Source organism: Vibrio pomeroyi, from assembly GCF_024347595.1.
Taxonomy (GTDB): Bacteria; Pseudomonadota; Gammaproteobacteria; order Enterobacterales; family Vibrionaceae; genus Vibrio; species Vibrio pomeroyi.
Genome location: NZ_AP025507.1, coordinates 527,962 through 540,810 on the forward strand (window position 1 = coordinate 527,962; position 12,849 = coordinate 540,810).

Annotated in this window: 13 protein-coding genes; 8 read left to right on the forward strand and 5 right to left on the reverse strand. The window is 44.2% G+C overall.

Going from position 1 to position 12,849, the window contains the following annotated elements; all coding sequences use genetic code 11:
* The first annotated feature begins 3 nt into the window (after window positions 1-3).
* Window positions 4-585 carry a TetR/AcrR family transcriptional regulator gene (locus tag OCV12_RS18550; RefSeq protein ID WP_261886850.1) on the forward strand — a complete coding sequence of 194 codons (582 nt, stop codon included), beginning with the start codon at window positions 4-6 and terminating at the stop codon, window positions 583-585.
* 75 nt (window positions 586-660) lie between these two features.
* Here the strand turns inward: OCV12_RS18550 and OCV12_RS18555 are convergent, their stop codons facing one another.
* A complete protein-coding gene (locus OCV12_RS18555) occupies window positions 661-1,326 on the reverse strand; it encodes an START domain-containing protein (RefSeq protein ID WP_261886851.1) in 666 nt (221 codons plus the stop codon).
* Window positions 1,323-2,486, reverse strand: coding sequence for a glycosyltransferase (locus OCV12_RS18560; RefSeq protein ID WP_315972806.1), 1,164 nt, complete (start codon window positions 2,484-2,486; stop codon window positions 1,323-1,325). The genes OCV12_RS18555 and OCV12_RS18560 overlap by 4 nt, the downstream gene beginning before the upstream one ends.
* 277 nt (window positions 2,487-2,763) lie before the next feature.
* On the opposite strand from OCV12_RS18560, the gene OCV12_RS18565 reads away from it, so the two are divergent.
* The 3 genes from OCV12_RS18565 (at window position 2,764) to OCV12_RS18575 (ending at window position 5,631) form a co-directional block, all read left to right on the forward strand.
* A complete protein-coding gene (locus OCV12_RS18565; protein WP_261886853.1) occupies window positions 2,764-3,561 on the forward strand; it encodes a Cof-type HAD-IIB family hydrolase in 798 nt (265 codons plus the stop codon).
* A 179-nt stretch (window positions 3,562-3,740) separates the two neighbouring features.
* A complete protein-coding gene (locus OCV12_RS18570; RefSeq protein ID WP_261886854.1) occupies window positions 3,741-4,388 on the forward strand; it encodes a DsbA family oxidoreductase in 648 nt (215 codons plus the stop codon).
* Between the two features lie 34 nt (window positions 4,389-4,422).
* Entirely contained in the window at window positions 4,423-5,631 is a 1,209-nt protein-coding gene (locus OCV12_RS18575) for a winged helix-turn-helix domain-containing protein (RefSeq protein ID WP_261886855.1), read from the forward strand.
* A 43-nt stretch (window positions 5,632-5,674) separates the two neighbouring features.
* Here OCV12_RS18575 and OCV12_RS18580 read toward each other — a convergent pair whose 3' ends face one another.
* Complete coding sequence (locus OCV12_RS18580; protein ID WP_261886856.1) at window positions 5,675-6,613, reverse strand: LysR substrate-binding domain-containing protein; 939 nt, start codon at window positions 6,611-6,613, stop codon at window positions 5,675-5,677.
* Between the two features lie 106 nt (window positions 6,614-6,719).
* On the opposite strand from OCV12_RS18580, the gene OCV12_RS18585 reads away from it, so the two are divergent.
* From OCV12_RS18585 to OCV12_RS18595, 3 genes are all read left to right on the forward strand, one after another.
* Entirely contained in the window at window positions 6,720-7,034 is a 315-nt protein-coding gene (locus tag OCV12_RS18585) for a putative quinol monooxygenase (protein ID WP_261886857.1), read from the forward strand.
* 3 nt (window positions 7,035-7,037) lie between these two features.
* Window positions 7,038-8,012, forward strand: coding sequence for a Gfo/Idh/MocA family protein (locus OCV12_RS18590; protein WP_261886858.1), 975 nt, complete (start codon window positions 7,038-7,040; stop codon window positions 8,010-8,012).
* A 199-nt stretch (window positions 8,013-8,211) separates the two neighbouring features.
* Window positions 8,212-8,550 carry a Fis family transcriptional regulator gene (locus OCV12_RS18595; protein ID WP_261886859.1) on the forward strand — a complete coding sequence of 113 codons (339 nt, stop codon included), beginning with the start codon at window positions 8,212-8,214 and terminating at the stop codon, window positions 8,548-8,550.
* Window positions 8,551-8,636: 86 nt separating this feature from the next.
* Here OCV12_RS18595 and OCV12_RS18600 read toward each other — a convergent pair whose 3' ends face one another.
* A complete protein-coding gene (locus tag OCV12_RS18600) occupies window positions 8,637-9,536 on the reverse strand; it encodes an AraC family transcriptional regulator (protein ID WP_261886860.1) in 900 nt (299 codons plus the stop codon).
* 500 nt (window positions 9,537-10,036) lie between these two features.
* Here OCV12_RS18600 and OCV12_RS18605 point away from each other — a divergent pair, with 500 nt between their 5' ends.
* Complete coding sequence (locus tag OCV12_RS18605; RefSeq protein ID WP_261887143.1) at window positions 10,037-12,268, forward strand: hypothetical protein; 2,232 nt, start codon at window positions 10,037-10,039, stop codon at window positions 12,266-12,268.
* Window positions 12,269-12,339: 71 nt separating this feature from the next.
* On the opposite strand, the gene OCV12_RS18610 is transcribed toward OCV12_RS18605, so the two are convergent.
* Window positions 12,340-12,801, reverse strand: coding sequence for a hypothetical protein (locus OCV12_RS18610; RefSeq protein WP_239830335.1), 462 nt, complete (start codon window positions 12,799-12,801; stop codon window positions 12,340-12,342).
* Window positions 12,802-12,849: the final 48 nt, after the last annotated feature.

A 12,849-nucleotide genomic window follows, 5' to 3' on the forward strand; every position in this document is an offset into this window, starting at 1 on the left:
AGGATGAGTAAGAAAGAACTAATCTTGGATGTGGCTGAATCTTTGTTTAACCAGTTTGGTTATACCGCTGTTGGGGTGGATATGATCCGAGATGAAGCAGCGGTTTCTAAGACATCCATGTATCGTCACTTTGGTTCTAAAACCAAGCTGATTGAAGCGGTGTTGGAAAGGCGTCATCAGCGTTTTGAGTCGAGTTTAGAGGCGGCACTAGCATCCACTTCTGGATTACAAAACCAATTGGATGCGCTGTTAGATTGGCATTTTGCATGGTTTGAACAACCGGACTTCAAAGGATGTATGTTCATGCATGCGCTTGCTGAATTTAAAGAGTCAGAAGATGACATTGCAATGCTCTCGCACAAACACAAGGTTTGGCTCAAGAACACGATTCACAACGTGGTAAGCGGTGGCGAAGAAGCAGATGCTGCAACGCTCGAACGACGAACAGAATCGGTTATGACGTTTATCGAAGGGCTGATTGTAAGAAGTGAATTTGGCGAATTTGATTCAACATCAGATTCAAACCATGACGCCAAGAAAAAAGCCTACCAACAAGCACTAAACGTCTTAGCGACTCTGGCTTGATTTCTAAGGAGATTAACGAAGATAGGCTGTCCCTATCTCCATTAAACAGTTCTGTCTTGGAGCTTCAAAATACTATTACTCAGCTGACTCATAGTTCTTGATGAAATTCAGTGTACTCTCAGAGTAGGTATGTGAATCCAACATCTCAGACAGACCAAGAAGCGTCTTGTAGGGTTGAGATACGGCGACCATATTGATTAACCAAGATGGAATCGATCCTCCTGGGTCACTTAACACTTGATAAGAAATATGAGTTGTATTGTTGTCACGTGGTGTGAGAATCCATCGTGACTCTAAATGAGCCACTCTGACGATACGTTTATCGTCATTTGGCTGATAATTGGGTCTGCCGTGCTGGGTAATCATCACGGTTAATGTGTCTGGGTCTTGCTCGATAAAGTTTTCGACAATTGCTTCACGATCCGAGACCGGCCAAGGTGCTTTTGTATAGGTTTTAGTTACCGTGTGTGCTTCGCTAAAGTGTTCTATCTCTTCCATTTTATCAATGTTTTCTACCCACTGAGTGCCTACTGAAGTATCCGTAAACAAAGCGATGATTGAGGTAAGGTTGGCCTGGATATCGGCTTCCGCACGAAACTCCTTAAAGTCGTTACCTTCAATTTTTCGATTGTAGACTTCGATTCCCTTCTTATCACGAACGAGCTTCCACTCATTTGCATCCGATGCTGACACTGAAAAAGACGTCGCAATCATAATGAAAGTTAGAATCTTACTGATCATGACAGTGCTCGCCCTTTCCAAGTGATTTTATTGTTCTTTGATAAGCGATAACTATTGAGAATCAACAAGCTTTGCAACGAAATCCCTAAAGGCACGGTTAGCGCATAACGAGCTGGTATAAAGAGCTCTTTGACCAAAATAAGATAAGTGACAATGGAAGCGAGCAACATCAGAGCATTGATCGCTAAGGAGTAGCTATTGGTTGATGAAGGGTCGCCGATGAAGTGATGAGTTGATACAAGCAGCATCACCGGGGCAGCCCATGCAATAATATTCGTTTTGATGAATGCACCAAGTACTTGGAATCTTGATTGGCAATTTACAATAAGATTCATGTTTTTGGAGAAGCCAGCCCAAATCGAACCAAAGTCGGAATACATATGAGTGCTCATGAGCTCGTCCGCAAAAGCCCAAAATGCTTTTAAACCGCATGTCTTCACGAGTTTTGCAAAAGCGATGTCTTCGGATATCTCACTGGCTACTGCAGCATGTCCACCGACAGCATCGTATGACTTTCTTGTAAACAACATGGCTTGGCCGTTAGCAATCGCGTCTGATTTTGACTTGTCGTTTGCGTTCTTGAAGTTCATGTAAGACGCAACTGAAAGAAATATGCCGGGTAAGGTAATTTTCTCAACCGTTGATGTGAATGCTTGTCTAGGGTTGAACGACAGCAAATCCGTTTTGTGTCTTGAGGCGAAGTGGATAACGCTCTGTAGCATCAAGGGTTCAGACTTGGTATCTGCATCGATAAAATACAAATACTCACCGGTTGCGTGTTGTGAACCAACCATGCAAGCGTTGCTTTTCCCGAGCCAATTGGGCGGTAACTTTCTTCCTGATATACAACGAACGTTAACACTCGATGTGTCGATGAGCTTATCAACAATAGCCCTTGTCGAATCAGTAGAAAAATCATCAACCACAATGATTTCAAACCTGTCTCTTGGGTAGTTCTGCTTCATTAGCGAACTGAGGCTGGTTTCAATATTATCTTCTTCATTTCTCGAAGGGATAATAATGGACACGGTTGGCCATTTCGTTCTGTTCAGAGAAACTTTAGGCGTAATGTGAACGCGATGGCGCGCCAAATTGGCAAGTGTGATTAAAAACTTGATGGTAACGATGCAAAACAAGGTCGAAGTGATAGCTAGAATCATGATTACAGTGGTCAAAAAATAAAGTGATAGAGTCTAAGGATCGTATAGCCTTGAGAGGTTTCGTTCACCTCAGGTATGTAGGACTTAATCATTCAAAGCGACATGTCGGGCAGTTCAGCTTTACGTTTGAACCACATTTGAAGCGATTTATTAGAGCTCAGAAATAAGCATTGCATTCACTGGCTACTCTAGCGATATAATCGAACATAGAACCGTTGCACAAGATAACGAAAATCATAATTTACACTTTAATTTTTACTTATAGGTAAGCCCAGAAATGCCACAACAGAACATCAAATTTATCGCTGCTGATATGGACGGCACTCTGCTTAATGAACACGGAAAGCTAGACCCTGAATTCTTCAACCTTTATGAGCGACTAGAAGCTCAAGACATCATTTTTGCTGCGGCATCGGGTCGACAGTACTACAGCTTGATGGAGACATTTGCTCCGCTAAAAGATCGCATGATGTTTGTTGCTGAAAACGGCACATTAGTGATGCACAAAGGCCAAGAGCTTTACAGCTGCTTGCTTGATACTGATGCCATCAAAGACATCATCAAAGAAGCGCGTGCTATCGAAGGCGCACATGTGGTGCTGTGTGGTAAGAAGTCAGCATACATCGAAACCAAAGACGAACGTGCTCTAGAAGAGATTTCTAAGTACTACCATCGCCGCGAGCAAGTAGAAGATTTACTGGCGGTAGAAGATGAATTCATCAAAGTTGCTATCTGCCACTTCGACGGTTCGCAAGAGAAAGTAAACCCAAGCATCAATGCTAAGTTTGGTGACAATTACCAAGTGGTTGTGAGTGCAAAAATTTGGTTGGATGTGATGAATGCTGAAGCGTCGAAAGGGGCGGCAATCAAACATCTACAAAACACACTAGGTTTCACCTACGAGCAGACCATGAGCTTTGGTGATTACCTGAATGACTACGAAATGCTTAAAGAGAGCTACTATTCTTACGCAATGGAAAACGCGCACCCTAAGTTGAAAGAGATCGCACGTTTTGGTGCGCCAAGTAACGTCGATGCTGGTGTATTCCAAGTGCTTGAGAAACTGCTAGCGTAACGCGGTTAAGCTCAATCCGATTTTTATCAAAGCCGACTCACTAACATGAGTCGGCTTTTTTGTTCGCTAATGGTGCATAGAGTAAATTTGAACGAGTGTTCAGTTTGTTGTAGTCTGATCAGAAAGATGGGTATCCACTTCGAATTGGATACGCCTTAGCAACGATATTTGGAAAGATTATGAGCAAGAAACTTCAACTCGATATTATTTCTGACGTAATGTGCCCTTGGTGCGTGGTCGGCTACAAAAATCTAGAGCAAGCCGTTTCAGAACTTGGCTTAGAACAACAGATTGAACTTGAATGGCAGCCGTTTGAGTTGAATCCAGACATGCCGCAAGAGGGTGAAAACCTGCGTGACCACATCATGAGAAAATACGGTTCAAGTGCGGAAGAGAGCCAACGTTCACGTGAGCAACTGGCAGCACGTGGCAAAGCGGTTGGATTCGATTTCAATTTCTATGACAGCATGAGAATGGTGAATTCACGTCACCTACATGTGCTGCTTGATTTTGCTCTCGCTCACGGCAAACAGACTGAGTTAAAGCTACGTTTCTTTACTGCGCATTTTTCAGAGCAAAAAGATCTGTCTAATCGAGAAGTGATTGCACAAGAACTTGAAGCGGTTGGCTTAGACTCAACGAAGGCACTGAAACGCTTGAAGAACATCGACAACTTAAAGCAAATTGAAGCGCAAGAGTTTGAATGGCAACGCATGGGCATCTCAGCGGTTCCTACTGTGGTATTCAACCGCAAGAGTGCAGTGACAGGCGCGCAGACGGTCGAAACGTATAAGCAAATCCTTCAAGAGCTTATTGCTGAATCATAAGCTGATCATTGGTATCAATTAGAGTCTGAATTTCATGGAATCACTTTCACTCGCACAAGCACAAAAAATTGTACTGCTTTCGCAAAAGCTACCACCTAAGAAGCAACCGCCCAAAAAGCAACGTAATGGTGGCGCTTTGGCGAACACGCTGTCTGCGATTGAAAACCTTGGCTATGTGCAAATTGATACCATCTCTGTGATTCAGCGAGCTCACCACCACACGCTTTGGAATCGCAATCAAGACTACCAACTGAATCATCTGGATAAGCTGTTAGAGCGCCGAGAAGTGTTTGAGTATTGGTCGCACGCCGCCGCGTATTTACCCATGCGTGACTACCGCTTCAGCCTGCATCGAAAGAATGGGTTTGCGAGCGGTAAGCTAAAGCATTGGTATAAAAAAGACGATGCACTTATGGCGCATGTTCTCAAACATATTGAGAGCGAAGGGCCATTGATGGCGAAAGACTTTGAAGGGGACAGACCCAACCCCGGAGGATGGGGCGGTAAACCGGCCAAACAGGCGCTAGAGACTTTGTTTATGCAAGGCGACTTAATGGTGCCAAGCCGAGTGAACTTTCATAAGGTGTATGACCTAACCGAGCGAGTTTTGCCTAGTGGCATTGATACCTCTGAACCAACGGAACAAGAGTATATCGAGCATCTGATCACGCGTTATTTAGAAGCGAACGGTGTGGGAATCGCATCGGAAATGAGCTATCTCCTTAATAACACCAAACCACTGATACAGAAGACACTCCAACAGATGCTTGAAGACAATCAAGTCGTGAAAGTGGATGTTCAAGGTGCTGATTATTATGTGTTGCCTAATGCATTTGAACTGCTGAGTCAGCCTCTTTCTCGAACTAAGTTAAAGATACTGTCTCCGTTCGATAATCTGTTGATTCAACGTAAGCGAATGCAATCACTGTTTAATTTTGATTACCTTCTAGAGTGCTACGTTCCAGAGGCCAAGCGCCAGTTTGGTTACTTTAGTTTGCCGATTCTGTGGCAAGGAGAGCTGGTGGCACGAATGGATTGTAAGGTTGATAGGAAGAGTGGCTTACTCAATATTCGTAACTTGGTTGTGGAAGGGCGAATCAAAAACCATGAATCATTCGTTCATGCCTTATGCGACGAGCTAAAACACTTCATGGTGTTCAACCAATGTGATGAGATGGTCGTCCATCACACTACGCCCTTTGATCTTGGTAAGCGCTTGATGAGTCATTGGCAAACGGTTTAGCGTTCATCGTTGCTTCAAAGTCCTAGTTACATAAACCATCTCGTTATTCAGCAAGCTCGCCTAACAAGAACTCGACAAAGGTTCTGTTCTTCAAAGACAGTTGCTTGGTTTTGTAGAGTAAATGAATCGGCTTAGGCAAAGGGGTCATACCGGGTAGGATCTCCACTAGAGCACCACGCTCTATCTCTTCTGACACTAAAATAGTTGGCTGCAATAACACGCCCACGCCTTGCAAGGCGGCATATCGCAACACATCTCCATTGTTCGACATCAAACGCACTTGCCCTTTATTCACCGCGCTATGCGTTGCTTGATGGTTCTGAGAGGCTAGGAGTTGCGATTCATTGCTTTGCGCACTCCGCGCTTGTGTATCTCGGCCACTCACATCACGACGACTGCTATAACTGAACCCAAGCGATGGGTGCTGTGCAAGGTCTTCCAATACGCGGATTTCTGCATGTTGGTTAAGGTACTTAGGAGCCGCGCAGTAACACATCTCATAATCCCCTAAATATCTGGCGACTAAACTGGAGTCAGAAAGGTCGCCAATTCGCACAATCAAATCAATATCGGAGGAATAAGGATCGACAAGATCGTTGTTCAGCACAAGTTCGACATTAATCGTCGGGTGATTCGCAAGGAACTTCGCCACGATCGGGGCAAGTACCTTGTTCCCATAGGTGACTGGGCAGTTTATTTTTACCGTGCCTTGAGGTTGGTTTTCTAAGGTTTGAATCAGGTTTTCTGCATTGCTGATGTCTTCAAGAATTCGTTTACATTCTCGATAATAAAGCTGACCTGAATCGGTCAATGATTGCTTACGTGTAGTGCGATGAATCAGTTGGGAGTTAAGGCTCGATTCAAGATGATGGACATGTTTACTGATCATGGTCGCCGACAGATTGAAGTGGTTGGCGGCGCTGCGAAAGCTGCCTTGCTCCACTACGTAAACGAAGACTTTCATGCTGGTTAACTTATCCATTAAACACTCTTGGTTGATAAATAATAAACAAAAGGTGAGTTTATCAATTATTAGGGGTTAATTATATTAATGACAAACCAATAATTAACTAAAATAAGAGCGTGAAATGCCTCAAACAAACGAAACCATCTTTGTTACTGCCGAACTTAAGATTAAAACCAACATTGAACGTGAGGCTGCAGTTGAAGCCATCGAACAGTTTTGCTTAGACATGCAGAGCGAACCGGGCTGCCTACAAGCCATAGCAACCTATGATAAAAACCAAAGCGATCGCGTGATCCTGCTTGAGCAATACGTTAACCGTGAAGCAATTAATCAGCATTTTGGAATGCCTCATACGCAAGCATTTATCGAGCGTGATATTACCGAATTAGTTCAAGCGTTCGAAACGCAGCTTGAATCAAAAGAGCAGGAGAAGTAAGCCATGAAATGGGGAATCCTAGGAACCAGCTTTATCTCAGGCGTTATGGCGGATGCGATCAAAGGCGATGCTCAAAGTGAACTGTATGCCGTTGCTGGCCGCACAGAGAAAACACTCAATGAGTTTGCTGCGCAGTACCAACCAACACTGACCTTCAACAGCTATGAAGCCTTGATTGAAGATGAGTCGGTCGACATTATCTATATCGCGCTACCTAACCACGTTCACCACGAGTACGTGATTAAAGCCGCTCAAAAAGGCAAAGCGATTCTGTGTGAAAAATCGTTGTCGGTTGATATGGAAAAAACCGAACAAGCTCTGCAAGCGGTGAAAGAAGCGGGCGTATTTTTCGCAGAAGGTTTGATGTACTTAAACCACCCATTGATAGCCAAGCTTCATCAAGAATTAGCTACAGGTGAGATCGGTGAAGTACGCTCTATTCAAGGTTCATACGTCGCTGCGATTGACCAGTTCGTTAATCCTGCGAGTAAGGGTGCACTGTACAACTTAGGTTGTTACCCAATGTCGCTGATTCACTCTGTCGCACAACACCAGTTTTGTGAAAGTGTGTTTGATGATCTGCAGATCTCTGCAATTGGCCGACGTGGCCAAGATGGCAATATCTGTGAATCATCGGCGATGATGCGCTTCAATGACCACTTCACTGCGCAAATTCATACTGCAGAAAACCACGGCTTAAAGCATGGCTTTACCATTTTAGGGAGCAAAGGCTGCATCACGCTCGACACCAACCCATGGCTACCGACCGAAGACAATACATTCACGGTTGAGATCTATGAAACATCGACACGTGAAGTGAAAGTTGAAGCGCAAGGCGATGGCTTTCATTATCAAGTGCGCAATATTCGCCAAGCGGTTGAGCAAGGTGAAACACAACTTACTGCACCGATGGCGACTCATCAAGACTCTCGCGTAATCATGAAGTTACTGACGGATTGGGAACAAGCGGCGAGCTAGTTTTTTGGCTAACTCCTGTACACGCCTCATACTTGGTAGCCTCGTAAGCTATCAAGCATGAGGTGTTTCTCTAATCCCTCTCGCCCATTATCCTCAATAAATACTTTGCATTTAAAACGGTCACAGTGTCCAATGTCGGTTAGGACAATATTGACTGAAAAACCTTATTTTTTAAGGTGTTAAATAGGATGCTTATTTCATGCGTAAATCAGATAAGAAGATCGAAAATCAGATCAGAGACGTGCTAACTGACGTGTGTGAAGATACGTTGAAAGGCTACGATGGTTTTCTTTGGGTGACTCATACGGTCAATTTTTCTTCTTTTCCCCAAAGCTTAAAAATCGTTTGTGTATTCGACACCAATCAAGATAGAACGAATTTCTTAGAGGGGGAAGGCCAACAGCAAGTCTCAACGACCATCCAAAGTGTGTTCAGTCAGGTAGGAATTACACTGAAGAATATCGATAAACACATCAGCTACGATACACAAGAAAATTGCGACCGTGACCACCAAGGTAAGTGGAACCATAGACTTTAAGAAGCTTTAGTCAGAGTTCTGATTGGTTCGCTAACTAAAGAACGAAAGCCTACGCGAGGTAGGCTTTGTTACTGTATTTACTCATATTATTTAATTGCAGTGCAGAAGCTAACGTCTGAATGCTGAGTCTGTTGATCGTAACTGTGGTAAAGCTCAAAGCAAGGGCGGTCTTCGGTTTCTAGGCCGGACTCTATGACCTTAATCATTAGGTCGTCCCACGCTTTAGCGTATTGACTTGGCTCGGTGATGGTTTGTCGCATCACTGCATATTGCCCGCCGGGAAAATCTTTCAATTCGATCCCACTGGGTACTTCAGTGTCGTCTGGAACCATCAAGCAGATGTCAGTACGGCATTTATCGTTTGGTGTAATTTCCGGATTGTCATGATAGATAAAGATGCAGCTGTTACCTGCTAGCCCTTTCATTTCGGCCCATTGATAAAGACGACCGCTTGGCCCTTCATAACCTTGTCCGTAAGGGCCTGTTACTCGTACATACGCTAATTTTGATGGTTCGAATTGTTGCGTTTTCATTGTCATACTCCATTTTGTTCGTTCGGAGTCAGTATATGAATTGCTTGCCACTGCATCGTTTCCATTCTTGCGCAACGTGTGTCCAATCTTGCTATTTCGAGTGAGCTCGCTGAACGCTTTGTAATCTTCACAATCACGGAAGGCACTCGGTGTGACACCAAAGTGTTGTTTGAATGCCTTTGCAAAACTTTGAGACGATGAGAACCCATAGTCCAATGCAATATTAATAATGGGTTGCTTGGATTTGAAGAGATCATTCGCTGCTGCTTCGAGTCTCAATCGCCGAATGAAATCAGCAAGGGTCTCGCCTTGAACGGCCTTAAAAGTGCGATGAAAGTGGTAGGGTGAAAAGTTGGCTAATGCCGCGACTTCGATTAGGTTGAGCTGCTCGTTAAAGTGCTTCTCTAGATAACGGACAACGGGAATCAGCCGCTTATGATAGTCAACGTACATTGCTTTATTTACCACTCTTTATTGCCATTAATCTTAGATAGCTTCAGAGACTAACCTATCCCAATTGAGTTTCAATAGAGTGGTATTGAAACTGAGATTAGATGCAGTAAATCCAATTCCCGCTTTCCATTTTCCTTCGATCAACAAGATTAACTTCTCCCAAACTGAATTGCCTTTTTAGCCATCGCACGTTCACTGTTCGTTAGACTTAATTCTCATAATGAGAAAAAGTGAAGCCGAGAATCGTGACTCTGGAATACTTAACTTGTCAGCAAAATTAAGATTATAAGTTTTTAGCTTTCGTTCTAACGTGCTGACTTTACATATGTATTAGGAGGTATTTTTAGAGGTAAGAGATACTGAACCGATGGGGGCTTGATCAATACATGTTTCTAACCGATACTTTTTTCGTATTTTGATTCCTAAATTGACACGTAAGTTGGCTGACTTTTCGTCTCGTATTTTTGAGTAACGACAGTATCGATTAGGAAAACTGAATGATGAACCCCTACATTTTATGGTTACTAGCACTCATTCCATTCTACCTAACCGCTAGTAACGCTTTTGCTGCTGGTAAAGCGATTATATTGCCCGGATCGCACCAGCAAGGTGTCGACTTAAGCGATTCGCCAATGTCGGCAACGGATGTTATTGATTGGGAAATCACAAACAATGACATCGTGTTTGGCTCTTATGCGGACAAAGCCGACAATGAGCGAATTACTGCGATTGGTTATATGTACAACCAAAAGTTGGAGATGAACTCTGGCTGGTTAGAAAACGATCTTCGCAATAACGCAGCGCTAAACGGTGCCAATTATGAAGACTTCTTTCTGCATTTCTCTGAAGACACTGTGATTGCTGAAGTCGACAAAAGCCACGGTGAAAATACCCTTCTTAATCGAAAACCTATGATCGTCGGTTACACCGCAAGTGAAGACCATGCGGGTTTCTGGCTCTATCAACAGCCGCCTTGGGATGCGGATGTGTTTGAGAACTTCGAGCGAGGCGGTGCGCTTTATGTGTATCACGCAGAGCAGTTCGATAGGCTGACACTGAAGTTCTCTCAATTCGCCACTGGTGGTCAATTTTGGCTTGAGTATCCAACAGAAGTTGATGTCCATGGGCAGGTATCACAATGGTCTGCGTTGGATCTGAAGAAAGACAAAACCCTCAATATGACCAAGAACCAATCTGTGTTGTGGAACCTTCCATCTGATTGGGTAAGGGCGACAACCCATGACGGCAGCGGTGCTAGTTATGGCGGAGGCCAATATTTTGGTTCTACTTTTGTGCGTGACGGCGGGCGTCTGTATGTGGTGAGAATCCGTTGGCAAGGTGATAACGCCAACGACAGACCGCGCCTTAAAGAAGTGAAGCATAGAAACAGCTTTCCTGTGGTGAATCTTACCGATGCGCCTGAAACAACCCCTGATGGGAATGCTATCAGCCAGTGGCGTAAGATCCGTGGTTTTGATGCGTCTGCCGACTTGAATCAAGACAACTACTTGTCACAAAGTGAATATAAAAATCGCACCAATAAAAATGCCACCGCTCGATTTCGTTGGGAGTCGCGCGTGGTGCCATTTGGCCGAATGTGGAGCCAAAGCTCGTCATGGGCGCTGGCTAATGTCGCCAACCTCAATTACTTATCGGCGGTTCACGCTTATTATCAGCAGAACTGGGCAGAGCAGGGGCTAAATGGTGCTTATAACGATGACACCAACAAGCTGCTTGGGGGAAACCAGTTTTATGTTCATTCCGGTGGTACGGTGCAAGAGCTAGGGTTGGTGGCTGGTTCTACCGAGGCCGATGATCTTTATAAAGCGCAATTCTCTGCTTTCTTAAAAAGCCTCGCAACTCTCAATCGTGATGCCTTGATAGGCTTGAATATTGGGACTGCCAACTTACTTGGGCGTAATGGTCAATCTCACCTTGTGGAAGCAGGCTCTTTGTATTTCAGGGAGCACTACGTGTTCCCATCGACTGGTTTTAGCGGCTATTCGGGTATCTCCAAGTTTTGGGATAACTCGGCATTAGCGTATGCCGATCAAAGCGCGATCTTTCAAGCCACAACGCGTTTTGGTCGTGTTCAGTTCTTTGGTGGTTCTGAACAAAATTGGCGACAAGACCAATACTCAGCGTTAGCGATCTATTACTTGAATCACCATTCACAACACAGCTATTTCAATCAGTGGAACAATGGTTATGTTTACGGGAGTGACAACACCACACAGGATAACTTTTGGAAGAGTGATGTGCCGAAAAATGTCGCTTACCAACCAAGTGCGTTATTGGCGGTCGATTTGGGCAAACCGAGCAATCTTATTCCTGAAGGCTTTGAAGCCATTCCCTTGATGCTTTCGACAAGTACGCCTGTACCTGCGGATTACACCATTGTTGGCGACTCATCGATGAATGAAATGGTGCATGCAGACTTACCCAATGGAATGACACACGTATTGCCGACGTATACCTATTTCTTACATCAGTCTGAGCGGTTAGTCGTGGCTGATGGCCCGGAAGATATGGTGTTGGCGAGAGAGTTCGATAAGGGTCGAGTGTTGTACCGTACAGATTTCCACGGTAAGAACGCGAGCTTTTATGAGACAGAGAAGCTGACGGTTGTATTAGACGTACCAATGAAGCCTGTCGATGCAAACGGCAACATCGGAGAGTATGTCACGCAAATAGAGATAGGTGGCTATGAAGGGCTGTTCTTACTTTATTAGAACGATATTGAAAGTGATTGCACTTGTTGAGAGGGCTTCTTTTCGGGGAAGCCCTTACCATGAAATCTAAGCTAGGTTCTTGAGATTAGCTTGTTGTTTTTGCACTGCTTGAACTCTTTGGCTATCCATGACTTTTCATTCAAACCATTGTCAATTAGGGCAAAGAGATAACCATCAACCTTGCTTGAAGCGGTTGGGTATTCTTGAAATACATGCTTGGGATAGCCCGGGTAATTCGTCTCATATTTGTTGTCTAGTTGCTTGCCTAGCTCTCGCCATTTAACGAATAGCTCAGAAGACGAGGTTGGCTTTTTGTATTGGCCTAAAATCCGATGATGATGGACTAATGCCACTTTGGCGCAGTGGTTGGTTTGTACTACCTTCTGTATGAGCTCTGCTTGTGTCTCGCTTATTGTTTTCGCTAATGCATTTTCTTGCTCGATGCGCTCTATTCGCTCACCAAAGGTTTCAGCATGCGTAGAAAAGATAACAGAAATGGGTAAAACCAATGCCAAAAGGCGCTTGCAGAACATAACCTAACTCGTTAAATGGATTCGTGACTATTATGCCGTTGAGTAACA